Source organism: Streptomyces sp. NPDC091209 (genome assembly GCF_044757755.1).
Lineage (GTDB): Bacteria > Actinomycetota > Actinomycetes > Streptomycetales > Streptomycetaceae > Streptomyces.
The window spans coordinates 205,484-227,543 of the sequence record NZ_JBIVVR010000014.1 but is presented as its reverse complement, the minus strand read 5'-3'; the positions used below and the strand labels follow the sequence as shown (position 1 = coordinate 227,543).

General features: G+C 68.4%; 22 protein-coding genes and 4 pseudogenes. 12 read left to right on the top strand and 14 right to left on the bottom strand.

Annotated features, from left to right (window positions below):
* Positions 1-267 precede the first annotated feature (267 nt).
* Positions 268-978 (top strand): transposase, encoded by a 711-nt coding sequence (locus ACIQRL_RS33465; protein ID WP_401338622.1) that lies wholly within the window; start codon positions 268-270, stop codon positions 976-978.
* On the opposite strand, the pseudogene ACIQRL_RS33460 reads toward ACIQRL_RS33465, so the two are convergent.
* The 6 genes and pseudogenes from ACIQRL_RS33460 to ACIQRL_RS33435 form a co-directional block, all read right to left on the bottom strand.
* Positions 932-1,195 (bottom strand): annotated as a pseudogene (locus tag ACIQRL_RS33460) (hypothetical protein); the annotation flags it as partial. The gene ACIQRL_RS33465 and the pseudogene ACIQRL_RS33460 sit on opposite strands and share 47 nt — an antisense overlap.
* 241 nt (positions 1,196-1,436) lie before the next feature.
* A complete protein-coding gene (locus tag ACIQRL_RS33455) occupies positions 1,437-3,782 on the bottom strand; it encodes an ABC transporter permease (protein ID WP_401338621.1) in 2,346 nt (781 codons plus the stop codon).
* The gene (locus ACIQRL_RS33450; RefSeq protein WP_401338619.1) at positions 3,779-4,471 is read right to left on the bottom strand and encodes an ABC transporter ATP-binding protein; all 693 of its coding nucleotides are present in this window, start codon (positions 4,469-4,471) and stop codon (positions 3,779-3,781) included. The genes ACIQRL_RS33455 and ACIQRL_RS33450 overlap by 4 nt, the downstream gene beginning before the upstream one ends.
* The gene (locus ACIQRL_RS33445; protein ID WP_099938965.1) at positions 4,468-4,992 is read right to left on the bottom strand and encodes a PadR family transcriptional regulator; all 525 of its coding nucleotides are present in this window, start codon (positions 4,990-4,992) and stop codon (positions 4,468-4,470) included. The genes ACIQRL_RS33450 and ACIQRL_RS33445 overlap by 4 nt, the downstream gene beginning before the upstream one ends.
* Before the next feature lie 263 nt (positions 4,993-5,255).
* Positions 5,256-5,387, bottom strand: a pseudogene (locus ACIQRL_RS33440) (agmatine deiminase family protein); the annotation flags it as partial.
* A gap of 28 nt (positions 5,388-5,415) precedes the next feature.
* A complete protein-coding gene (locus ACIQRL_RS33435; protein WP_401338697.1) occupies positions 5,416-5,874 on the bottom strand; it encodes a hypothetical protein in 459 nt (152 codons plus the stop codon).
* 40 nt (positions 5,875-5,914) lie between these two features.
* Here ACIQRL_RS33435 and ACIQRL_RS33430 point away from each other — a divergent pair, with 40 nt between their 5' ends.
* From ACIQRL_RS33430 to ACIQRL_RS33405, 6 genes are all read left to right on the top strand, one after another.
* Entirely contained in the window at positions 5,915-6,088 is a 174-nt protein-coding gene (locus ACIQRL_RS33430) for a hypothetical protein (protein ID WP_401338617.1), read from the top strand.
* A gap of 3 nt (positions 6,089-6,091) precedes the next feature.
* Positions 6,092-6,472, top strand: coding sequence for a toxin Doc (locus tag ACIQRL_RS33425; protein WP_401338615.1), 381 nt, complete (start codon positions 6,092-6,094; stop codon positions 6,470-6,472).
* An 85-nt stretch (positions 6,473-6,557) separates the two neighbouring features.
* The gene (locus ACIQRL_RS33420) at positions 6,558-7,352 is read left to right on the top strand and encodes a hypothetical protein (protein ID WP_401338614.1); all 795 of its coding nucleotides are present in this window, start codon (positions 6,558-6,560) and stop codon (positions 7,350-7,352) included.
* A gap of 164 nt (positions 7,353-7,516) precedes the next feature.
* On the top strand, positions 7,517-7,939 hold the full coding sequence (locus ACIQRL_RS33415) for a DUF6300 family protein (RefSeq protein WP_401338612.1): 423 nt from the start codon (positions 7,517-7,519) through the stop codon (positions 7,937-7,939).
* A 298-nt stretch (positions 7,940-8,237) separates the two neighbouring features.
* Entirely contained in the window at positions 8,238-9,431 is a 1,194-nt protein-coding gene (locus ACIQRL_RS33410; protein WP_401338611.1) for a hypothetical protein, read from the top strand.
* Between the two features lie 368 nt (positions 9,432-9,799).
* Positions 9,800-10,261 carry an NUDIX hydrolase gene (locus ACIQRL_RS33405; RefSeq protein ID WP_401338609.1) on the top strand — a complete coding sequence of 154 codons (462 nt, stop codon included), beginning with the start codon at positions 9,800-9,802 and terminating at the stop codon, positions 10,259-10,261.
* A gap of 47 nt (positions 10,262-10,308) precedes the next feature.
* Here the strand turns inward: ACIQRL_RS33405 and ACIQRL_RS33400 are convergent, their stop codons facing one another.
* The 5 genes and pseudogenes from ACIQRL_RS33400 to ACIQRL_RS33380 all read right to left on the bottom strand — a co-directional run bounded on the left by ACIQRL_RS33400 (position 10,309) and on the right by ACIQRL_RS33380 (position 14,203).
* Positions 10,309-10,812: an NUDIX hydrolase gene (locus ACIQRL_RS33400; protein ID WP_401338607.1), complete on the bottom strand. Its 504-nt coding sequence runs from the start codon at positions 10,810-10,812 to the stop codon at positions 10,309-10,311.
* A 548-nt stretch (positions 10,813-11,360) separates the two neighbouring features.
* Positions 11,361-12,300 (bottom strand): annotated as a pseudogene (locus ACIQRL_RS33395) (IS3 family transposase); the annotation flags it as partial.
* A gap of 103 nt (positions 12,301-12,403) precedes the next feature.
* Positions 12,404-12,586, bottom strand: a complete 183-nt coding sequence (locus ACIQRL_RS33390) for a hypothetical protein (protein WP_401338605.1) — start codon at positions 12,584-12,586, stop codon at positions 12,404-12,406.
* Between the two features lie 446 nt (positions 12,587-13,032).
* Complete coding sequence (locus tag ACIQRL_RS33385) at positions 13,033-13,683, bottom strand: DUF4232 domain-containing protein (protein ID WP_401338603.1); 651 nt, start codon at positions 13,681-13,683, stop codon at positions 13,033-13,035.
* Positions 13,684-13,813: 130 nt separating this feature from the next.
* Positions 13,814-14,203 carry a transposase gene (locus ACIQRL_RS33380; protein WP_401338601.1) on the bottom strand — a complete coding sequence of 130 codons (390 nt, stop codon included), beginning with the start codon at positions 14,201-14,203 and terminating at the stop codon, positions 13,814-13,816.
* A gap of 537 nt (positions 14,204-14,740) precedes the next feature.
* Here ACIQRL_RS33380 and ACIQRL_RS33375 point away from each other — a divergent pair.
* Together ACIQRL_RS33375 and ACIQRL_RS33370 are read left to right on the top strand one after the other, a co-directional pair.
* Entirely contained in the window at positions 14,741-15,034 is a 294-nt protein-coding gene (locus ACIQRL_RS33375) for a DUF1330 domain-containing protein (RefSeq protein ID WP_401338600.1), read from the top strand.
* A gap of 670 nt (positions 15,035-15,704) precedes the next feature.
* Positions 15,705-16,274 carry a DinB family protein gene (locus tag ACIQRL_RS33370; protein ID WP_356786868.1) on the top strand — a complete coding sequence of 190 codons (570 nt, stop codon included), beginning with the start codon at positions 15,705-15,707 and terminating at the stop codon, positions 16,272-16,274.
* A gap of 666 nt (positions 16,275-16,940) precedes the next feature.
* On the opposite strand, the gene ACIQRL_RS33365 is transcribed toward ACIQRL_RS33370, so the two are convergent.
* Positions 16,941-17,213, bottom strand: a complete 273-nt coding sequence (locus ACIQRL_RS33365) for a transposase (protein ID WP_401338598.1) — start codon at positions 17,211-17,213, stop codon at positions 16,941-16,943.
* An 858-nt stretch (positions 17,214-18,071) separates the two neighbouring features.
* On the opposite strand from ACIQRL_RS33365, the gene ACIQRL_RS33360 reads away from it, so the two are divergent.
* On the top strand, positions 18,072-18,434 hold the full coding sequence (locus ACIQRL_RS33360) for a hypothetical protein (RefSeq protein ID WP_401338597.1): 363 nt from the start codon (positions 18,072-18,074) through the stop codon (positions 18,432-18,434).
* On the opposite strand, the gene ACIQRL_RS33355 is transcribed toward ACIQRL_RS33360, so the two are convergent.
* Positions 18,401-19,198 carry a hypothetical protein gene (locus tag ACIQRL_RS33355; RefSeq protein WP_401338594.1) on the bottom strand — a complete coding sequence of 266 codons (798 nt, stop codon included), beginning with the start codon at positions 19,196-19,198 and terminating at the stop codon, positions 18,401-18,403. The two genes, ACIQRL_RS33360 and ACIQRL_RS33355, sit on opposite strands and share 34 nt — an antisense overlap.
* A gap of 482 nt (positions 19,199-19,680) precedes the next feature.
* On the opposite strand from ACIQRL_RS33355, the gene ACIQRL_RS33350 reads away from it, so the two are divergent.
* Together ACIQRL_RS33350 and ACIQRL_RS33345 are read left to right on the top strand one after the other, a co-directional pair.
* Positions 19,681-20,391: a DUF4232 domain-containing protein gene (locus tag ACIQRL_RS33350; RefSeq protein ID WP_401338593.1), complete on the top strand. Its 711-nt coding sequence runs from the start codon at positions 19,681-19,683 to the stop codon at positions 20,389-20,391.
* Between the two features lie 741 nt (positions 20,392-21,132).
* Positions 21,133-21,339: pseudogene (locus ACIQRL_RS33345) on the top strand (SpoIIE family protein phosphatase); the annotation flags it as partial.
* Positions 21,340-21,549: 210 nt separating this feature from the next.
* Here ACIQRL_RS33345 and ACIQRL_RS33340 read toward each other — a convergent pair.
* Positions 21,550-21,927, bottom strand: coding sequence for a zf-HC2 domain-containing protein (locus ACIQRL_RS33340; RefSeq protein WP_401338590.1), 378 nt, complete (start codon positions 21,925-21,927; stop codon positions 21,550-21,552).
* Between the last annotated feature and the right edge of the window lie 133 nt (positions 21,928-22,060).

Below are 22,060 nucleotides of genomic sequence, written 5' to 3'. Positions count from 1 at the left end.
GCGCCAGTTGGGGGTGGATTCGCGGGTGAGTCTGCGGCTTATGAGGTCCTACCTTCTTGACCGGGCTGAGCGAGCCATTCGTAGGGTTGGCTCACCCAGGGGTGGCGGGTGAGGCTGTTATGAGGTTGCCGCTGGTGGCTAGATCGACTTGGCCGCCCGTCACCCCGCGACGACGCGGCCGCTGATTGGGAGTTGCGAGCAGATCGCTGTGTAGGACAATGCCGGCGACGTCGTTGCAGGACAGCTGTCACGACGATGCTCGGGAGCATGATGAACCGGATATGGGCCGGGGTCGACGCCGGGAAGTCGCATCACCACTGCGTGGTCCTTGATGCCGACGGCGTCAAGCTTCTGTCTCGTAGAGTCGGCAATGATGAGGCCGAGATCCTCCAACTCCTCACCGATGTTGTGGCTTTGGCGGATGAGGTGACCTGGGCGGTCGATCTGGCTGACGGCGGCGCGGAGCCGAGTGCGGGTGTGATCGACTCGCAGTCCGTCAAAGCGGACGCCGTCGTCGGCTCCGACAGCCGCGGGTTCGACGGCGGGAAGCTGGTCAACGGCCGCAAGCGGCACGTCGTGGTCGACACGCTCGGCCTGCCGCTGGGAGTGATGGCCACCGCCGCGGACACCGGCGACCGCGCCGCCGCCCAGGTCCTGCTGCGACAAGTCGCCGACGCGCACCACCGGCTCGCCCTGGTCTGGGCCGACGGCGGCTACACCGGCAGCCTCGTCGAATACTGCCTGACCGGGCTCGCGCTGGTCCTGTCGATCGTCAAGCGCAGCGACGACGTGCGTGGCTTCGTGGTGCTGCCCAAGCGGTGGATCGTGGAGCGGTTCTTCGCCCACCTGATGCGCACCCGCCGCCTTGCGCGCGACTACGAGCGCCGCACCACCAGCGCCGAAGCGATGGTCTACTGGTCGATGATCCTGCTCATGACCCGCCGCTTGGCCGCGACGCGACGACGTCTGCAAGGGTGAACCGGCCCGGCTGCCGCTCGGCGAGCCAGCCGCGTGCCACCAGGCGTTTCGCCTTCGACCGCGACACCTCCACCTTGGCCTGCACCGCGTCCAGGCCGAACAAGACAGCCAATTCCTGGCAGGTCAGCGGCCCTTGACGGAGCCGATGCCGGTCCGCGAGCGCCTGCACGATGCGCTGATAGTCCACCGACAGCACCGACCAGGCCAGCCCCTCACGCGCGATGCTCGATGCCTGCTCTGGGTGACTCAGCGAGCCGTTCGGCCGCAGAACTCTGCCTGGTCGCTGTCGGCAGGCTCCCGGCCGACGCCGTCTGAAGGCGTGCTCGCCTCGACTGCGGATTCTGCTGTGCGCCGAGGTTGCCCTGACGGTGACTGTGCCGATGCCGACCGGGCTTGCCTGCGTGCAGGGGTGGGCTCCTCCTGGCAGGAGGAGCCCACTTCGGGGGATGTGTGAGGGGTTATTCCGTGCGCAGGCCTTCCGGGCGCATCATCCGCAGCAGCGGCGGCAGGCTGAGCAGCGTGACCACGCCGACCACGGACGCGCCCACGCCGGTCATGGTCAGGACGCTCGCCCAGTCCATGGCCACCGGTGTACGGGTCATCTTCAGCAGCGCCGAGCCAAGGGTGATGCCCACCGATGTGGCCAGTACGAGGCCGAGTCCGACCGGGAGGGCCGTCTGCCACAGTACCGACAGGGTCAGCGTGCGGCGCCGGGTGCCGAAGGCGACCAGCGCGGAGAGCAGCTTCCTGCGCTCGCGCAGCTGCTCCAGCTGGGAGACCAGCAGACTCGCGCCGATCAGTGCCAGCACGAAGGCGGAGCCGACGAACAGGCCGGTGCGGATGGAGGTGTACTTGGCGTCCTCCTGGGTCGCCGACCAACTGTAGGTTTGTGCCAGGGGGTCGATGCGGGCGACGATGTTGCGTATGTACTCCCGTGAGTCCGGCACCGACGGGTCCAGACGCAGGTAGACACCGTCCGAGAACACCGCGGGCGCGGCCTTTTGGGGCAGGGCGGCGGGGGTGACCAGCAGACTGGTGTAGTCCTGCAGTGAGTCCTTGCGCGCGTTCACCTCCCGAATGTTTGCCGGAACGGTCCAGGGCACCTCGAGGCGGCGTTCGGCGCCGTCGTACGACGGGTCGATGTAGAGCTGCCGACCGGGCTTCACCAGGGCGATTTCGGATGCGTTGCTGGGGTCCGAGTAACCGCTCCGCGTTCGCGTGATGAACACGTCACCGTCCTTGCAGGAGGGCAATGTGGCGAGTTCACGCAGGGCGGCGCAGTTACCCACGGTCAGGCCGTTGCTGTTCTCCGGGTTGCGACGTGCGTCCCCGTACTGGGAGCGGGCCAGGGCCACCGCGGCCCGGACCCCCTTGGTGCCGGTGAATTCGCGCTCGATGCCGGGCAGCGGCTTGGGGCCGCTGAAGTCGACCTGCATCTGGACCCGGCTGGGGTCCTGGCCGGTGTTCTTGGTGTACTGGCTCTGCGTTCCCGTGAAGAGCATCTGCAGCGCGATGGCCCCGGCCACCGCCACGGCGATGCCGTTGACCATGCGGGCGGCAGTGCCGCTGCTCAACTGCAGTCGTCGCACGGCCAACTGCCAGGACAGCGGGCCCTTGCCGAGCCGGACGACGACCGCCTCCACGGCCCAGGGCAGCAGGGCGGTGATGCCGATCAGCAACATCAGGACGCCGCCGATGACGAGGTACTGGTTGAAGTTTCCGTTCTTGTGGCCTTGGCCGATCATCGGGTAGAGCATCGCGAGGCCGGCCAGAGTCGGTAGCAGCCGCCACCACAGCCGACGGCGACTCTGCTTGGCAGCACGCACGACACCGAGGGGTTCGACGACCACGCCGCGCATCGCGAGCAGCGTGACCAGCACCGCGGCGACCGGCACCGCCACCGCGACCAGCGCGGCAAGCGCGGGAGTGGGGTCGAGGTAGCTGGGCCAGACGCTCACGCCCAGCAACTCGCCGGTGCCCAGCTTCTGGCGGCCGAGCATGAAGAAGCCGGTGCCCACGGCCAGACCGAGCAGAGCTCCTGCCAGCGCCTCGCCCGCCGCGATCCGCCGGGTCATCCCCCGGTCGGAGCCGACCAGGCGCAGCGCGGCGAGGCGGCGGTCGCGGCGTTCGCCGCCGAAGCGGACGGCGGCGGCGATGAACACGGCGACCGGCGTCAGCAGCACCACGAACACGACCAAGACCATGAGCAGCAGCACCGGGTCGCTCTTCTCGGGCGTCGCGTCCGGTTTGCCGAACTTGGCCAGCCGTGTCGCCAGGGAGGAGTCCGTGAGCTTCAACCCCGAGGCGCCCGCGTAGTAAGCCAGTTCGTGCGAGCCGATCAGCCCGCTCTCGCCGATCGTGCCGGTGATCTTGTACGGCAGGCGTTCCCGCAGCAGTTTCGCGTTGTCCGAGTCCAGCAGGTCCTTGAGCGCGGGGGAGACCACCATCTCGCCCTTACCCGGGAAGCGGTCGACCCCGGGGGGCAGCGGCGCCCGCCTGCCCTCGGGTTCGACGAACCGGCCCCGGACGTCGTCGTCGTGCCAGGTGGTGTCGGCATCGGCGATCAGAAGAGTGTTGTCGGCCTTGGGCGGGACCGTCTGGGAGTACGTGTTGGCGTAGCGGGCGTCCTCCACCTTGCTGCGGGAGGTGAGCACGTTGGGCATCGCGGTGCACAACAGGAGCAGAGCCACGCCGAGGCCGACGCCGACCGCTGTCAGCGTCATTCGGACCCAGCCCTCGCGGCCGCCGGTGACGGCGAACCGGGCTCCCATGGCCAGGTCTCTGGACCACTGGCGCGGACTCATATGGCGCGCTCCATGTCCCGGGACTTGCCGTCGCGTACGACGATCTCGCGGTCGGAGTAGGCGGCCACCCGTGTCTCGTGGGTGACGAGGACGACGGCGGCGTTGGTGGAACGGGCCGCGCCGGTGAGCAGTTCCATCACGCGCTCACCGTTGTAGGAGTCGAGCGCGCCGGTCGGTTCGTCGGCGAACAACACCCGGGGGCCGGTGACCAGCGCGCGGGCCACGGCGACGCGCTGGCCCTGGCCGCCGGAGACCTCGCCGGGCCGCTTGCCCTTCAGGTCGTCGACCTCCAGGCGTTCCATCCATCCGAGCGCCGCCCGCTCGGCTTCCTTGCGGGAGGTGGCGTTCAGCCTGAGCGGCAGGGCGACGTTCTCCACGCAGGTCAGTTCCGGCACGAGCTGCCCGAACTGGAACACGAAGCCGAACTCCGAGCGGCGTAAAGCGCTGCGCTGGGCGTCGCTCATCGTCGTCACCTCGCGCCCGTTGTAGGTGATCGACCCGGAGTCGGGCGGCAGGATGGCCGCGAGGCAGTGCAGCAGCGTCGACTTGCCGGAGCCGGAGGGGCCCATGACGGCGACGACCTCGCCGGGGTGGATGGAGAACTCGGCGCCGTCGAGGGCATGGGTGTGCCCATAGGTCTTGCGCAGGTCCTGCGCGGTGAGCAGGGAACGAGGGGGAGAAGTCGTCATCGAGCTACAGCCTCACGGAGTTTGTCGAGTCGGGCGGCGGTCAGCTCCAGCCAGCGCAGGTCCGCTTCCAGGTGGAAGAGGGCGTGGTCGCAGATCAGCTGGTCCGCCAGATCGCCCTTGCGCTTGCGGTCGGTCAGGATGCGCATGCTGCGCAGGTGTTCGGAGCGTTGGGTGTCCAGGATGTCGGCGGCGTCCCGGTGGGTGAGCAGCGCGAGGACGACTTTGGTGTAGAGGGCCGACTGGAGGTATTCCTCCGGCTTCTGCGGGGTCGCGAGCCACCGCTCTACGTCGGTGATGCCGGCGTCGGTGATCGCGTAGCGCTTGCGCTCCGGGCCGCCGCCGGCCTCGATCCCGTCGACCTCGACGAGGCCGTTCTTCAGCAGTCGGGACATCGTCGAGTAGACCTGGCCGTAGTGCAGCGGTCGGTCGTGACCGAACGTCTCGTCGAAGGCCCGCTTCAGGTCGTAACCGTGTCGCGGGCCGGACTCCAGGAGCCCCAAAAGGGTGTGACCGATGGACATGACCCGCACTATACACGCCGTGTATACGCGCCGTGTATACATAGAGTGTGTAGCTCATGGCGAGGGTGTACGACAGCGCAGGTGAGGGAGCCGGGAATTCCGATCGTCACGGTCCGGAAACGGGCAGTCAGCTGCCTCGACTGCTCATGACCCGCTTCGAACAGCTGTAGGCCGGCCGGCGAGGCGCCCGGCCGGTCGGGCAGAGAGCGGCGGTCCGAACCCTTGCACCGTCACGGCCATCTCCTCGGAGACCATGTCAAGCCAGCCGACCAGGCCGTCCGCGACTCGGCGAGGTCGTCCGGGCTGTCGAAGGTGGGGTTGGGGCCCGGCCACGCCAACCAGGTGCGCTCGTGCGGGGGAGGCGTGGGATGTGGGTTCGTAGACGGTACTGTCACGGAGCAGCGCGAACAGCACGCTGCTGGTCTACGTCTTCCGCGTGGTGACGGCAAGGGCGGCAGGGTAGAGCACGCTGTGTCCATAGCGGGCGCGGGCGCGGTCGGCGACGGCTTCGATCGCGAGGGGCTTGTCGTCGGTGCTGTCGAGGGTGAGCTGCCGGGTGGCCCGGTCGTCGGGGCTCAGGGCATCGGCGCGCAGGGCGATGCTGCGGACCCGGGCGCGTTGCAGGGCAAGGGAGTCGTACAGCGCGTATGCCGTGCGGGCCAGGAGCACGGTGTGCTGCGTCGGTTCGGGCAGGGTGCGGCTGCGGCGCGTGGAGCTCGCGTCGGCGAAGCGGACCGTGCAGGTCACGCCCGTGGCGATCTGGCCGGAGGTGCGCAACCGGGTGCCGAGGTCGTCGGCGAGGGCGAGCGGGGCCCGCCGGTGCTGAGCGGGGTCGAGTTCGTCGCGGTCGAAGCGGTGCTCGCAGGTTGACTCCGAGACCAGGGACCGTTTCGCTGCGGTCGCCGCAGCCCGCGGACAGAGCGTGCGCGCCTACCTGGCTGAGCTGGCCAAAGTCGAAGAGAACCAGATCGCGCTGAGCAGGGCGACGGCCGAGTTCCGCGGCATCATCGCCCGCCCCGGCCTGGCCGAGGCCTTCGACGACGCCTTCCCCGACGACGCACCCGCCCGGCACACCAGCGCGGGGCGGGCGGCCTGACTCTTGGAACTGCACATCGACATCCGATGGCTCCTCGACCGACAGGAGGAACTGCTCGGCAAGGAGCTCGGGGTCCGGGACTACTCCGGCCTGGTGGCCGCCGTCGCCCGGCACCGGGTGAACACACCCCAGCTGGACTCGGGCGAGCCCGACGCCTACTGGCGGGCCGCCGCCCTGCTGGAGCAACTGGTCCTGCTGCGCCCGCTGCCGGCCCGGAACGCCTATTTCGCGTACGGCGTGGCGGTGGCATACATCCGGGCCTCGGGGCAGGAAGTCGACGACTCCTTCGAGCCGTGGCGGGACCTGATCAGCGACATTCGCGCGCTACGGCTCACCGTCTACGACATCGCCGACCGGCTGCGCTCCTGGCAAAGCACCGCGTGAACCGGGGGGATGGGGTTCGCTGAAAACGGTTCTGGTCACGATGGGTTTCGCCCCTGTGCTGTCAGTGCCGCCTTCTAGTGCTTCCATGTCTGACAACGAACGGCCGCCGAACCGCAGGTTCGTGGAGGGCGTGTATCCCGCCGGCACTCACCTCGACTACTCCCGCGCCTCCTCCAACGGGATGCGCGGCACCGTACGCGACGACCGGGACAACTCGCTCATCGGACAGGCTGAGCTGTTCGACGTCTCCGACCGGTACGCCGGCGGCCTCCAGGACGGCTACGACCACCGTTCCCACGACGACAAGTTCCTCCGTCACCTCGCGGACATCATTGTCCGCGAGGTGGCCCACCGCTTGGGGGACCTCGCCTATGGCGCGGCGGCCCGCGGCTTCGCCGCCGCCCGCCCTCACGTCAAAGCCTGGGTGCGCCAACGCGTGGACAAGCTGCGTAGCCGCTCACCGAGAGGCGCTGCAGCAACCCTCCCCGAGCCCGCGCACGAAACCGGTCCCGAACACGCACCGCCGCGACCGGCCGCCGCGACCGCGGGCCACCACCTGGTCGACCCCGTGCTGCGCGCCGACCAGGGCGATGCTTGCGCGAACGCAGCCCTGGAGCGGATCAGCGCTCGGGCGGTCGAGGTCCACGGGATGGCCGCGCACTACGCCGCTGACCTGCCCGCGACCGACGCCGCCGACGCGGCCATGTGCCAGGCCGTGGCTGCGGCTGCGCCCGGACTGGCCGCCGCCGCTATCCAACTCATCGCCTCTGACGAGGCGCTGGGCCTGACCCTTGAGCAGCACTACCTCTGGGAGCGTGCCGCCGAACTCGACCTCGCCGTGGTCGAAGACCTCACTGGCGCCCACATCATGCCGGTTTGATAGCAGGTGGTGGGCTGGTGCGGCGGCCTTCGCCCGTGACCGTCTAGCCATGGCGGACGTCGGCGCTCCCCTGGATAGAGCGCGTGCTGCCCTCTTGACGTTGGTCCGTCTGCGGGCGGATCGTGGCCGTTCGCGTCACGTTCAACCCCGAGAGGGGGTTTTGTATGGCGTTCACCTGGCGCTACGTCGTACGCAGCGACGGAGACTTCTGCCGCGTCGGCAATCTTGATGGCAGCCTCGACAACACCAGCGACGAAGAACTCGCCCGGCTCTGGCGGGATGCAGACGAACGGCAAACCCGGCCCTGCTCCCGCTGCGGCAGCACTCTGCTGCTGCAGCGGAACGGCCCGCTCATGACGGGCGTGTGGATGGAACTCTGCGCGGCCTGCGACGCCCATCGTCCGGCTGCCCGCGCTTTCATCCACTGGTACCGCGACCCGGACCGCGATCCGAAGGCGCTGCCCAGAATCTTCGAAGACTGGGAGACCGAGACCATGCACGCCCACGGCCGGACACGCTCTCCCCAGGCCGAAGCGTCCCCCGGTCCGCCGCCTCACCTGAGCCTCGTACCACCCGACCACGACTGACGAGCAGACGGCGAACTGACCGGGGCTATCGCATGCCTTCCATACGGCAGACACGCTCCCGGCCTGATCTCTGGTCCTGGGGCTTGACTTGTGACCTCGATCGGGGAGTCCCTTCGACGTGTGGGAGGCGGCCCACCGAGCCCGTATCGAGAAGGCCATCGGAGAGCGGCTGGACATGCCGCGCCAGGATGACTGATCGATAGACGCCGTGTTCAACTTCCGTTTGCCTGTCCGTTTCCGGTGAGACGGGCGTTGCCAGCACGCTGCTTCGGCACGGTCGAACTCACCGAGGAGACAAATGAAGAGAAGGTCGTTTGCAGCCGTGGGCCTGGCCCTGGCGTTCAGCGCGATATCGGCCACCGCCGTGACGGCGAACGCGACCGACTCCGGGTCCGGGGCCCGTGCGCCGTTCACGCTCGCCGTGTACGGCGACGCCCCGTACGGCACCTCCCCGACCGACACCTCCGAGTTCGACGGGACGCCGGCGTTCATCGCCAACGTCAACGCCGATCCGGACGTCAGCACCGTGATCCATGTCGGCGACATCCACTCCGGCAAGCAGTACTGCACCGCCGCTTACGACCAGTCCATCGCCGCGCTGTGGAAGACCTTCGCGGATCCGATGGTCTACACCCCCGGCGACAACGAGTGGGCCGACTGCCACAAGGCCAAGGAGGGCGGCGGCACGTACAACCCGCTCACGGGGCAGATCGACTACGTACTCGATCCGGCCACCGGCCAGTCGGTGGACTACGCCTCCGGCAACCCGGCCGCGAACCTGGATCTGGTCCGCAAGACGTTCTTCCACGAGCCGGGCCACACCCTCGGCAGTGGGGCACTGCGCGTCCTGTCGCAGGCGCAGCTGCCGAACTGGGCGCACCCCGAGGACGCTAAGTACGTGGAGAACGTGCTCTGGGTCAAGAACGGCACCCTGTTCGTGACGGTCAACGTGCCCGGCGGCTCCAACAACGACGCCGACCCCTGGTACGGCGCGCCGACGGCCTCCCAGGAGCAGCTCGACGAGGCCGCCCAGCGCACCGCGGCCGACCTGCGCTGGCTGGACACCGCCTTCGCGCTCGCCAAGGTCGGCGGCATGTCCAACGTCGTCGTCACCACCCAGGCCGACATGTGGGACCTGGACGGCAAGACGGCCGACCACGTGGCGAACTACGAGCCGGTCGTCTCCAGTCTCGCCAGGCACACCGCCGCCTTCGGCAAGCCGGTGCTCCTGCTCGTCGGCGACTCGCACGTCTACCGCTCGGACAACCCGCTCACCCAGGGCGCGCCTTGCACGGGCGACGAGGACGTCTGCGCGTACGACGCCTGGAACAGCCACCCCGGCTACGCCGTCCGGAACTTCCACCGCATCGTCGTACACGGAAGCACCACACCCCTGGAATGGCTGAAGCTGACCGTCACCCCAGGAGCCCACAACCCGACGACGTCCACCTCGTTCGGTCCGTTCACCTGGACCCGCATCACCGAGAGCTGAACAGCAAGACCAGCGGCGGCCCGAGGACTACCTCGGGCCGTCGCTGCCACCGTCTGCGTCCACCGGGCGGACCTCGTGCGGGATGTCGGGGTGGTCACGGTGGAGGTAGGCGAGGCCGAGCAGGGTGCGCCAGTACCCCTGAATGTCCGCGGCACTCGCGGGCTTTTCAGTCCGGCTCGCCGTACACGGAGGCTGCGGGGTCCAAGACGTCCACCAGCAAGTTCTCTGCCGCGCAGCGGGTGATGCTCACGCGGTCATGGCGAGGAAGACGCCCGCTCACGCCCTGGCCACCCTCCAGGCCACCGACCTGGACGCCGCGTGTATCGGGGACTACCTCGTAGAACCGGCCTGACTGCCACACTGGATCTATGACCAGCCTCCCCCTGCGCCAGGCCGCCCGCGTCGTCCTCCTCGACCGTGAACAGCGGGTTCTCCTGCTGCGCTACGACGAGAACGGCGGGTTCTGGGCCACCACCGGCGGCAGCCTGGAACCGGGGGAGGACTACCGCACCGCTGCCCGGCGCGAGGTGCTGGAAGAACTCGGCATCGCCGATGTGGCGCTGGGCCCGGTACTGGCCGATCGCGACCAGCAGCACCACGTCGGCGGACACCTCGTCCGCCAGGTCGAGCGGTACTACCTCGCGCGGGTCGACGCCGACGCCGTCGACCCGGCGGCCGCCACCCAGGCCGACCAGATCCGCGAACGACGCTGGTGGACCACCGCCGAACTGCACAGCACCACTGAGACCGTCTACCCACTCGGTCTCGCCGACCTGCTCACCGGCCTCGCCCACGGTGCTCCCGTGCGCCCCGTCGTTCTGACCGGTTGAGCGGTCCGGATTCGAAGAGCGAGCAGGCACCCGAGAAGCGGGCAAGGTCAGGACCGCGCGGTCCGGAACGCGAGATACCGGCTGAAGGCTTCGTGGCTGTCGGGGGTGAAGCGCCACTCCAGCAGGGCCGACCGCAGCTCCGGCTCGGTCAGCCAGCCGTGCCAGGCGACCTCATCAGGATCGGCGGCCACGACGTCCGGCATCACGGCTTCGTGCACGCCGAGCCAGTGAGGGCTCAAACCGCTGCGGTTGAGGAACGTGAACAGCAGGCGTGGCAGCACATGGATGCCCAGCTCTTCGGCCAGCTCCCGCGCGGCGGCCTGGTCGTAGGATTCGCCGACATTCACGGCGCCACCGACCATGACCTCGTGGAGCCAGGGGGAGGGCGACAGCTGCTCAGGCCGCCGGTGAACGAGAATCCTGCCACGCTCATCACGGCATACCGTCACGGCGACCCGGTGCAGCCAACCCTTCCGGATGGCCTGCCGGCGGCTGACCACCACCCCCAGCACACGATCTTGATCGTCGACACGTTCCACCAGTTCGTCCACGGCGCACGCCCTGGCAGAGCCGACTGACAACGTTCTCTGCCGCTGTGGCGATTTCAGCGTTCGTCTCGAAGATCCGCACGGCAAGGTCGTTCTCCACGAGCTCGGGAAGGACCTCGCGCAGGGCGTTCTGCACGGCGCTGCCCCGCATCGTCCTGGCGGCCTCCTCAGCGCGGAGGCGGGCGAACGCGGCGACCGCTCGCAGCCGAGCCAGAACGTTCCCGTGGTGCAGGACTGACCGGCCCCGTCCGTCTGTCTTCGAAGCCGCGCACTGCGCTTTGGCTCACGCGGAGTTGTAGAACCTGATGACCGTCACATGGTCCGGGAGGTCCTTGATACGGACGTCGATGCCCTCGCGGTACTCGTCACGCCACTCCTGATGCGGGATCTGGACCTCCGGCCCATTCGGGTCAGGTGCCGCGGGTCTGCTGCAGGTTTGGGTGACAGGTTGACCTGCCCCACCATTTGGGCTCCAGTCTCGGTGACTAACCGGCAGCCGGGATGGTGTCGTTCTCGGAGAGTAGTTCGTACTCGATGGGGGTGCACTAGCCCAGTGCTGAGTGTCGTCGGTGGCGGTTGTGGAAGATCTCGATGTACTCGAAGATCGCGTTGGCCAGTTCGACCCGGGTCTTCCACCGCCGACGGTTGAGCAGCTCGATCTGCATCGAGGACCAGAACGATTCCATCATCGCGTTGTCCAGGCCGTCCCCGACGGTGCCGAACGACGGCAGAAGGCCGGCGGAGCGGATCCGCTCCCCGAAGACCCAGAAGGTGATCTGGGTTCCGTGATCGGCGTGAACGATCCCGCCCGGCTCAGGGCGGCGGTTGCGGATGGCCATGTCCAACGCGTTGACCACGAGGGTGGAGTCCTGCCTGGAATCGATGGACCAGCCCACGATCCTGCGACTGAACGCGTCCAGGACCGCCGCGCAGTAGGCCCATCCTTCCCTGGTCCGGTGCTGCGTGATGTCGGTGACCCACAGCTCGTCGGGACGCAGCCGATGGAACGTGCGATGGACCAGGTCCTCGGCGGTGACGACACCCCGCAGGCGCTTGACCCGCACCGGTCCGGGCAGGCCGTGGATCCCGGCCTGCGCCATCAGCACCGACACGGTCCTGGAGCAGACCTGGATGCCCATGCCCAGGGTGAGCTCGGCATGGACACGGTGGTAGCCGTAGGTGCCATGGGAGGCGACGTGGACCTCCCGGATCAGCCCGGTCAGCCAGTCCCGCCGTAGCTGCCGCGGTGTGGTCGCTGTGCGCTTGCGCTTGTACTCGTTCTGCCGGGTGACGCCAAGGATCCGGCAGCATCGGTCGACCGGTGCCCCGGCATCGACGAGACGGTCGATCACCGGGTAGAGCCTTTGGGGCCGGCTTGTCCTCACCGAGGAACTTCGCCGCCTGCCGGACGATCCGCAGCTCGGTTTCCAGCTCACGGATCCGTCGGCGAGCGGCCCGCAGCTCAGCGGACTCGCTCGACGGCGTTCCCGGTCACCCCCTTCTTGATCACGTCGGGGCAGCCGTGACGTGCCGCAGATGATCCCGGTCCTGGAGCGCGTTCGAGTACCGCGTGCGGGTGCTGGGCGAGGACCACCTACTGACGGGAACGGTCCGAGGGAATCTCGGTGTTGCTGTTGCCGAACGCGATGGCGGCGAGCCTGGACGCCTCTGACCCCGGTGTCACCAGCATGGATGCGACGCAGGCCGTCAGCGGTTGCACGACCTCAGCGACGCCGCTGTCGAGATACTCGCAGACGGTGCTGTTTCGCCATCCCATGGTCGGGATCGGGAGTACTTGGGCGTTGAGGGTAGCTGCATCCGCCGGGGCCAGCTCGTCGAACGCCCTCCGGTAGCCAGCGAAACGCGCACGTCCGTCCGGGTCGTGGACCGGATCGTCCGCTGACACCAGCTCTGTTGAACACCGAACTCCAGGAGCTCGGCTATCGCAGCAGCTACCAGGCAATCAGCGACCACCTGCGACCGAGGCGGCGCCGCATGCCTGTTGTTGCCCCGGCAGCCGGCGGGCGTCCGCAAGGTCACGGGCTGGTCGATGCGCCAGCCCGACCACCGGAGCGACGAAGAACGCCAACCGTTACGGTGCGGCCGGTGAGCGATGCGCGTCGCTCAACGGCGGCGTGCATCGCCCACGAGTCGAACGCGCGCGGAGGACCGGCCTGAAAGCGTTGCGGTCGGAGCCAAGCCCGGGCCGGCCGGTGCGGGCCTTCAGCCGCCGACAGGGCCGGTGTAGCTGCCCGGGTGCGTGGCGCCGTCCTGAAGCAGGACACTGCCGCCGGGCCAGGTCAGGGTGGTCGAGGTGGTCTCGTTCGGCGGCGTGATGACGACCGAGGTGGCCTTGAACTCGGTGCCGCTGCCCTGGGTCCACGGCAGGAAGGTAATGGTGAACGTCGTGCTGCCGCCGACGGGCAGGGTGAGCTTCTTGGGCGTCACGCTGCTGCGGGTCAGCGACCAGCTGCCGCTGGAGGACTTCAGGTCGACGCCGGGGAAGCCCTGGATGGTGCACGCGGCGGACGTCTTGTTCTTGACCACCACGGCCAGCTGCTGCTGGTCGTCCGAGCTGCTGACCTTGCCGTCGCCGGAGCCGAACGAGAGGCCCAGCCCGGCGGTGTGGCAGCGCTCGGCGCCGGTGTTGCTGGTGTCCGTACCGCCGGCGCCCGTACTGCTGCCCGTGTCCTTCGTGGCACCCGCGTTTTCGGCCGGGGTGCCGTTGGGTGCGGTGGTCGCGGGCGAGGCGACGGGTGCGGACGACTGACTGTCCGAGGCGCTGCTGCTGCCGTTGTCGCTCCCGCAGGCCGTGAGTGTCAGGGCCAGCGCGGACGTGGCAGCGAATGCGGCGGCGGCGTGGAACGGTCGCATGGTGATTCTTCCCTGTTGCTCGGACGGGCGCCGGTGGGCTCCGTGTTGATCATTATTGTGCGGGGAGAGTCTCGACAGCCCTGTAATAGAAATGTCCTGGCCTCGCAGCAGCTCTCCAAGGGGAAGGCTTTCAGGACACTCGCCAGCAGATCCGCATCAGTCGGCATCCGGTCGTGTCCACGGGGCAGTTCGGCCCGCCCGGCGCGCATGCTGCAACGTCGGTGGTGGACGTCGGCGTGACCAGCACGGACAGGAGAAGCCCGAGTGTGTCGGTGAGCAGATGCCGCTTGCGCCCGTTGATCTTCTTGCCTGCGTCGAACTCGCATGAGCCATGGGCGACGGTGGCGTCCGGCTTCACCGCCCGCGAGTCCACCACAGCCGCACTCGGCTCCGGACTGCGGCCTTCGTCGGCGCGGACCGCCTCCCGCAGCCGTTCGTGCGACTCGGTCACCTGCCCCGTGTCCCGCCAGTGGGCGAAGAAGGCGTAGACACGCGGCCAGGACGGGAAGTCGGACGGCATCGCCCGCCCTATGCGGAATTGAGCAGGGCTGAGGGCTGTCACGTAATCGGGGCGCCTGTCTCGACGTAGGGTCTGGGAGACGGTGCGCTCACCGTTGGCTCGGCCACCAGGGAGTGCGTCGTTGGACCGGAACCCCGCCTGTTGCTTCTGCAACCTGATCATCGATCTTGATCAGGACCTGGGGGCGACCGAGCTCAGACTTGGTGCGGTTGACCGGGCGCGGGGCGGTGATGTGCGGCAACGGGCCTACTCACACTCAAGCTGTCTGCGCGAACGCGTCCACGCGAGGATCGACCTCTGGTGGGAGTTGTGAGGCCATAGGGCGGTACGCGGACTGCCGTTCACGGGTGAAATGATCTTGCAGTGTCTGGTGTGATCGCGGCGTCGGAGCCCTCTACCGGTCTTTCCCTCGGCCGCACATCAAGCCCTAACCTGCGCATATGGCGATTCCACTCACCGCAGTACCCGTCGCCGGGATCGACCGATCTGAGTGTCAATTCGAAGTCGGACGTGTCCGGCCGAACACAGGAGGTTTCCATGGCTAAGGGCTACTGGGTCAGTGTCTACCCCGCCATTTCCGACCCTGAGAGGCTGACTGCCTACGACAAGCTGGCCCGTCCGGCTGTCCAGGCTGGGGGCGGGCGCCTCCTGTCCCGTGGCGGTCAAGTCGTCGCCCACGAGGCCGGAATCACGCAACGCGTCGTTCTGATCGAGTTCGACAGCTTTGAACAGGCCGTCGCGGCATACGAGAGCGAGGCATACCAGAAGGCGCTGGTGGCCCTCCCCGACGGCGTCGAGCGCGACTTCCGCATCATCGAAGGCGTCGACTGACCGGCGGGCCCAGCCCTCAAGAGCCAACGGTTGCTGTTCGTCCATCCCGCACGCGGCCTGCGCTTGGGGCCGAAGCCCACCTCGGTGCCCACGCCACTGAGCGCCGAGGCGATCCAAACTCTTGCCGCGGCCGCCGCCACGGACCCCGCCCTCAAGCTGCTGATCGCCCTCATCGGCATTCATGCGCTCTACCCACACCAGGCCCGAGCACTGCCCTTGGCTGCCATCGACTTCACCGGCGGCCGACTCTCGTTCGGCGACATCGACCATCCCCTCGACGCCTTCACTCGCCAGGCCGCCTCCGATTACATCTGCCTCCGGAACGCACGCTGGCCACACACCCGCAACCCCCACCTGTTCCTCAGCTCGCAGACCGCGCACTCTCGCACGCCGGTCACCATCGGCTGGATGCGGCCCCTGCTCAAGGATCTCCCCGTCACCGCACGACGACTTCGCGAGGACCGAATCCTCGAGGAGGCCGCCGTCACCGGCGCCGACCCGCAACACCTGTGCGCGGTATTCAACATCACCCCGACACCGGACTGCGCTACACCAGGCCATTCCACCCCGACCCCATATCCGACCAAGACCAGGAGGACACCCCGTAGACGGCCGGTGACGGCGTCTGCGAGGGGCGCAGCCAGGTCTCCGTTGTATGTAGTGTGCGGCGATGACAAGAAGCGAGCGGCTCGCGGAGCAGTTGGACTGGTACTGGCGCAAGAACCTGCGGCCACGGCTGGAAGGTCTCACCGACGAGGAGTACTTCTGGGAGCCGGTGGGGGGCTGCTGGAGCATCCGCCCACGTGGCACGTCGGCCGCACCGATGTCGGACGGTTCGGGGGAATGGACGCTGGACTACGCGTCCCCCGACCTGGTGCCGGAACCGGCGCCGGTGACCACGATCGCCTGGCGCCTTGGGCACATCATCGTCTCGTGCCTGGCCTATCGGGTCGAGTGGTACTTCGGCGGCCGGGACTTCGACTCCGAGGCGTTCGCCTACGCGGGGACCGCTGACGAGGCCCTGAAACAACTCGATGAGATGTATGGGCGATGGAACGCGGGGGTCCGCGAACTCTCGGACGCTGACCTGGACAATCCGCCCACGGTGGGTCCCGAGCGGTTTCCCATGGAGAACAGGGTCCTGCACGTCAACAGGGAACTGATCCATCACGGCGCCGAAATTTCCCTGCTGCGCGACCTCTATCGCTGGCAGGACGGAGCTATGCCGCGCCGAATGTGACCTTTCGGTAACCGGCGATCGAGCTTCGGAACCTTCGTGGACTCCGTGATGCTCCGCGGCTGCGAGCTTCACTGACCGTCTCGCTCCGGCCCCATGACCGACGCCAAGAATTCGACCTCGAATCCGCCGGAACCGAGCCGCCCACGGCCGAGAAGCCCGGGCGGCAGGGGCCAAGTTCGTGGTACCAGCGCCTCAGAAATCGCGAACTCAGGCGCTTTGGTCGGCGACTACATCGGAGACAGCACCCGAGCCGAAATCACCTACGCCCGGTCGCTGGGCAAGCCCGTGCGGTTCACGAACCCCGAAGTCGACGACGCCTGACCGCCCACCGCCACACCCTCCTCAGGCACCCTCTTGAATTGATCATCTAGGTCTCGAGGCGGCGTGGGAAGCGTGGAAGAACCGCCGCGACGGTGAAGACGCGGATTGAACCCTGAAGTCAGCTTGACCGGCCTGGCTCAGGACATCTCTGAGGTCGGCTACCCGCAGCCGGACCAGGAGTCGACCTGAACGCCATTTTGCGGGAATTGAAACGCGGGCCGGTGTTGTTTCACGATCTCGATGGTCCGGAGGCCAGAGCCAGTCAGGACTACTGTGTGCGGCAGGCCGTCGCAGACCAGCAAGATCGATTCGCTCACCGTGTCCGACCCCTCCATCAGCCCGCGATCACGTCCTGAGGAGGATGCGTCTGCGGAGCAGATCAAGGTTGGCGCGGCCGTAGCCCAAGCGCTTGAGGAGCTTGGCTCTGGTCACCGGTCCCTCGACCTGACCAGAGCTCCAGGGCGTAGACAGGCCGGCGGTGACGGCGTTCAGGTCCCGTTTCTTGCCGTTGACCAGGGAGTGCAAGGCGGGCAGGTCGTCTGTGAGGACGCGGTCCATCCATGCGGGCAGGTCGTTTGCCGCGCAGGTCGTGCATGATGTCCGCGAAGTCGCGGACATGGCGTGCGGTGGCGTCGAGGTGTGGGCAGGCGACCGGGATCTCAGCTCCACACATGCGTGAAGGCGGTCGTAGTGGCGGACATGGTCTTCCTCCGGAGCCGTATGTGCAGGTTCCTCAATCTTCCGGAGGATCTGGATCGCCGCGGGACTTCGCACGGCAGGATCCGCAGCTCACGGTCACGGGCACGGTCCAGTCGACGTGCTCCTGGTCAGGAGTGAGGCCGCAGTCGACGGAGTCCGGCTCGCCGACGATTCCACAGGCAGGACAGGCGAGGTACGGGCGGCGTTCCTCGCGAAGCGTCAACGGTTCGTTCGCCACGCGCCAATCCTCTCGCACATCAAACAAGCCAGGGATCAGAACCAGGCACTGGCGAGTGGTTCCGGGCGCAGACCGGCATCGGCGCTGGACGGCCGCGCGGCGCGGAAACTGCTGGCCCACTTCGGCCGCTGGAGCCCCTACCGCTGAGAGTGAACGCGCGCCGCCCGAAGGCGACTTGTGCCATCGTGGGCTCCACGTCTGGTCCGTCACTCCCCCCGTGGTGACGGACCAGACTCCTTTGTGGCGCCGCTGACCATCGGTGCGGCAGCGGGAACGGCCGAGGACCTGCAGCGGATATGCGAGGAACCGTGCCAGAGAGCTGATGGGGCTTCTACGATGGGTGACCGCATAGCCGGGAACGCAAGGGGGCCGCCGTGGAGCCGGATACCGGGCCTGAGGCCATCAAGCCGCGCCCCGACTACCCTCCGAAGACGCCTCCACCTCCGAAGAAGCCGCCGTCGCCGCCACCGCCTCAGACGTGGCTGGCACCGGCCGGGTTCCCCATGCCTCAGTGCTCCGGCCGTGCGGGCCGACCGGTGATGAAGAACCGTCAGGGCGCCTCCTGGTCCCTGGAGGCGCAGCCCTGGGCGCCGGGAAAGGCCTTCACCGAAGTGACCGGACGGCTCGGCAAATGGGGCTTGAAGGCGCCGGACGCGCTGGAGGGCCTGGTACGCCACCTGGTGACCACGGTCGTGGCGGACGGTGGCCGGCACATCAGCCTCCACCTCGCCGAGCAGAACAATCAGGCACTCGTTCTGGCCTTCAGCCACCAGCCCGGTCCGTCGCAGCAGTGGGACGACGATGTCCTGACCCGCCTGCGTGAACTCGGCGCAGCCAGCTGCGGAACGGAGATGACCGGCGAGGGCCGTCAGGTGTGGGCCGTACTCGATCTGGCGTCCTGACCCGCCTTCACGCTCACGGCCTTTCCAGTGCGACGGCAGGGTGACCCGCCAACGCCGTGGCAGCGGCCGCCGTCTCGAGGACGGCACGCTGACGCGGGTCCAGAGGGACGTCGATCTGACGCAGCGAGCGAAGCGTGGTGCCTTCGGCGCACAGTAGGCACAGCCCGATCGCCGGCATCGGACCGGCCCCGATCAGGGTGTGCGAGGTCGAGCTCTTGTAGACGGGCCGGTAGCAGCCGGGGCACAACCAGGCAGTCCTCGAGTTCGTCCGCCGGCAGCGCGTTCGGACCGAGCAGCGGCACGATCGGCAGCAGGTTCTCCCCGGCTTCGGCCCACAGCCCCATCGGTCGTTCCGCGCTCCGCTCGAAGACGACGTCGCCGTCCGGGCCTTCGCTGGTACGGACCCGGGCCAGCGTGCCGACGCCTTCCTCGGGCTGGTCGGGCATGAACGCCAGGACGGTCCTGCATCCAGGCCCCTCGGTCACGCCGAAGACGTGGCCGCGCCCGGCAGCCAGGGCCGCGCCCACCGCGTCGAGCCCCTGGCCGCTGTCGTTGTTGCGTATACGGAGCGGCCACGAGGCCGGAACGCCGTCGATCTCGGCGAGGGAGGAGGTGATCAGGATGCCGTTGCCGGACTGGGGGACGTCCAGGTGCTGCATCCGGGTGGAGTGGAACGTGGTGCCGAACCACTCCGTGGTCGGCCGCTCGCTCTCGCCCGTGGGCGGCGCGGCTTCCTCACCGACTCCCCGCCAGCTGATGGTCATGGGGAAGGTGGTCATGGGGAAGGCCGCCGGGGACCCGTTCCTGGCGTCCGGGCCGGCCAGGCCGCGTTCAGCCCGGGGGACGCCGGGGGAGGTGTGGCTGGATGGTCCGGTACTCGTGGCCGGGCTTGGGCGTGACATCACCGGCGCCGACCGGGGTGGTGCTGAGGGTGTTGGGGCTGGGTGTCGCGGGGGTCACGTGCGCGGTGGACCGCTGGTGAACCGTTTCGCGGATGGGCGGGGGCGCCTGGTGACCCTGCTCTGTGCCGCAGCAGTCGAAGGCGCTGCACCACTGACGGGCACGGCGTGAACACCGGTGTGTCTGGGCCCAGTTGTCTTGTTACCGAATGCGGACAGAACCGGGTGAACAATGCTTGTCCCGGCGTCATCTCTTGGGGTGTAGCGAAACAGCCGATGCGGCCGGCCGCCCTGCGAAAGCAAGGGAAGGTGCCGTGTCCTGACAGACTCATGGGGGAGCTTTCATCATGACCACGTACCGTGCCCGTCGTACCGCCCGTAGCGCCGCTCTGGCCACCGTCACTGCCGCGCTGGCGCTGGGCCTGACCGCCTGTGGCGGCGCCGATGGCGGCTCGAAGGCGGCGGGCCTCGACCACAGCGCGGGGACCGCCCAGAGCCGGTCCGCATCCGACGGGGACGCCAAGGGCAGCGCGGCGCAGGCCAACAGCAGTGGTGACACCAAGGTAGGGGCGCCCTCGGCGACCGCCGCGGGCGGGGCGCAGGAGATCGCGAGCACGAGCACAACGGCCGGCGTCCAGCAGTGCCGCGGAGACGAGATGCTGGTCACCGCGGTGCACCGGTTCGCCGGCCAGCAGGGCGACCACCTGCTGCTCACCGCGGTGAACGAGGGCACCAAGCCCTGCTGGGTCACCTCCTACCCGGCCGTGGTACTCAACTGGAACACCAACAACGTCGCGCTGCCGCACTCCGAGAAGGACGCCCCGGGCGGCGACAAGCACATCACGCTCCAGCCCGGAGGCAAGGTATACAGCGCGGTGAACCTCTTCGACTACGGCTCCAAGAACCACACGGCGCAGTCACTCGCCTTCGCGCTGCGCGGCGAGGACGGTCGCCCCGGCCCCTTCTACTCCGTCGTCAGCAAGGGTCAGAACCAGAAGTTCACGTGGAACGAGGCCGACGTGCTGAACTGGAACGCCAAGAAGCCGTACGACTTCTGACGGTCCGCTGGCCGGTGACGCGTCACCGCCTTCCCGCACGTCCACGGCCGGCAACTCGCAAGGCTCCCGGGCGGCCAGCGAACCAGTGACTCGGCGAGATCACCGGAGGCCGCCCTGCGGACCCACACGCTCAACCGGCCCATTGCAACGCTCAGTCACAGGTCCTGTGGTCGGGTAGCCCGATCACAGGACCGGGCTCGCTCGCGTGTCCACCACGCGATGCCGTATTCAACGACATCACAGCCTGCCGGTCACCGCGCCTCGGTGCTGGCGGTCGGGGACGGTACCGGGTGATCACCGTCGCTGTGATCGCCGCGTTCTTCGGGGTGCTCACTGGTCGTCGACCGTCTGTCCTGAGAGGGCGTGGTCGACGGTTGAGGCCCTACCAACGCCCTGCTCCTCCTCGGTTAAAAGCTCTTCCGGTGCCCTGGGTGCGGGAAGGGATCACGCGTGCCCGCCGGGAGGCTATGAGCAGCGCGCCTTCTCGCACCGACTCGGGCATCGAGGGAAGACACGTGTCCCTGCTCAACAAGATCAAGCAACTTATGGGCCGTTGCCCTGCCCAGCCTCCGGCCAGCGACCGCAATGACGTGACACCGGTCGGCGAGCCGTCGACCACCCCGACGGCCGGCAACGGCCGTGACGGGGTCCGGGGCTGAAGGGCGCCATCGCGCGGGGAGCCGCGGAGGGAGTCGCGCGGGAGGCGCTGCGAGCGTTCTTCGACAGGGGCAGCTGCGCGACATGCTGCGCGCGCTGGCCTACGACAGCGGTGACGACCCGGCGGGTGTGATGCGCCGCCTGGACAAGGTGATGCAGGGCCTGACGACCATTGAACTCGTCACGGCGGTTATCGGCCGCATCGAAGCGCCCGCTGTCGGCCCGTGGCAGCTGCACTGGACCAACACCGGACACCTGCCGCCCCTCCTGACCCTGCCGGACGGCCACACCCTCCTGCTGGAAGAGGGGCACGCACCCGTGCTGGGCGTCGACCCCGCCCTGAAGCGGGAATCGGCCGGAAGGCGATCATCGCGGTCGCCGACGGCTTCACGGAGTTCGTGCCGGGCCACACCCACCTGTCGAGCGGTGCGGGACGTGGACGCGCTCGGCTGAGGGCCACGGCCTGCCTTGGTCCGCCAGTGGCCAGGCGGCGAGGTCTTCTCACCTGATGCACGGCGTGGTCTTGCTGACCCATTGGGACAGTGTGATCTGCCTGGTCACGGGTGAACGTCCTGGCCTGCGTCGACGGGGCGACGCGTGGCGGCATTCGTCCGGGGTGGCCGCGCACACCCGCGTGTGTCGGCCTTTGCCGCAGGCCAGGGCGTCGCGCAGCAGGGACAGGTGTGCGGGCACGGTTACCAGGGAGCCGTGCTTGTGCCGACACATGTCGCAGGTTGCCAGGTGAGCTCTGACCGAGCTCGCCTCACCAGGTGCGAGGGTCTTGAGTTCGTGTGCGGCCAGCAGTTCACGGATCGTGCGGCATTCCTCGGCAGCAGTCTTCTCGCCGGAGTTCTTGGTCAGGCAGTGCGCTTCGGTCATGGCGAAACCTCCGTTCATGGCTTCACCTTCGCCCAGGAACCGCCGTCAGCGCGTCGTCTCCGTGCAGCGATTCCTGGCTACCACGGTCGCGGTATATGTCCCGTCGGCCTACTGCTGGGACGGACCACGGAAC

Coding starts and splice junctions, on each gene's coding strand:
- ACIQRL_RS33455 (WP_401338621.1), bottom strand. CDS start 3,782: ATGAGTCCGCGCCAGTGGTCCAGAGACCTGGCCATGGGAGCCCGGTTC.
- ACIQRL_RS33415 (WP_401338612.1), top strand. CDS start 7,517: ATGGCGTTCACCTGGCGCTACGTCGTACGCAGCGACGGAGACTTCTGC.
- ACIQRL_RS33390 (WP_401338605.1), bottom strand. CDS start 12,586: ATGGGATGGCGAAACAGCACCGTCTGCGAGTATCTCGACAGCGGCGTC.
- ACIQRL_RS33380 (WP_401338601.1), bottom strand. CDS start 14,203: ATGCCGTCCGACTTCCCGTCCTGGCCGCGTGTCTACGCCTTCTTCGCC.
- ACIQRL_RS33350 (WP_401338593.1), top strand. CDS start 19,681: ATGACCACGTACCGTGCCCGTCGTACCGCCCGTAGCGCCGCTCTGGCC.
- ACIQRL_RS33375 (WP_401338600.1), top strand. CDS start 14,741: ATGGCTAAGGGCTACTGGGTCAGTGTCTACCCCGCCATTTCCGACCCT.
- ACIQRL_RS33340 (WP_401338590.1), bottom strand. CDS start 21,927: ATGACCGAAGCGCACTGCCTGACCAAGAACTCCGGCGAGAAGACTGCT.
- ACIQRL_RS33360 (WP_401338597.1), top strand. CDS start 18,072: ATGAAGAACCGTCAGGGCGCCTCCTGGTCCCTGGAGGCGCAGCCCTGG.
- ACIQRL_RS33385 (WP_401338603.1), bottom strand. CDS start 13,683: ATGCGACCGTTCCACGCCGCCGCCGCATTCGCTGCCACGTCCGCGCTG.
- ACIQRL_RS33420 (WP_401338614.1), top strand. CDS start 6,558: ATGTCTGACAACGAACGGCCGCCGAACCGCAGGTTCGTGGAGGGCGTG.
- ACIQRL_RS33365 (WP_401338598.1), bottom strand. CDS start 17,213: ATGTCCGCGACTTCGCGGACATCATGCACGACCTGCGCGGCAAACGAC.
- ACIQRL_RS33445 (WP_099938965.1), bottom strand. CDS start 4,992: ATGTCCATCGGTCACACCCTTTTGGGGCTCCTGGAGTCCGGCCCGCGA.
- ACIQRL_RS33410 (WP_401338611.1), top strand. CDS start 8,238: ATGAAGAGAAGGTCGTTTGCAGCCGTGGGCCTGGCCCTGGCGTTCAGC.
- ACIQRL_RS33450 (WP_401338619.1), bottom strand. CDS start 4,471: ATGACGACTTCTCCCCCTCGTTCCCTGCTCACCGCGCAGGACCTGCGC.
- ACIQRL_RS33405 (WP_401338609.1), top strand. CDS start 9,800: ATGACCAGCCTCCCCCTGCGCCAGGCCGCCCGCGTCGTCCTCCTCGAC.
- ACIQRL_RS33355 (WP_401338594.1), bottom strand. CDS start 19,198: ATGACCATCAGCTGGCGGGGAGTCGGTGAGGAAGCCGCGCCGCCCACG.
- ACIQRL_RS33370 (WP_356786868.1), top strand. CDS start 15,705: ATGACAAGAAGCGAGCGGCTCGCGGAGCAGTTGGACTGGTACTGGCGC.
- ACIQRL_RS33465 (WP_401338622.1), top strand. CDS start 268: ATGATGAACCGGATATGGGCCGGGGTCGACGCCGGGAAGTCGCATCAC.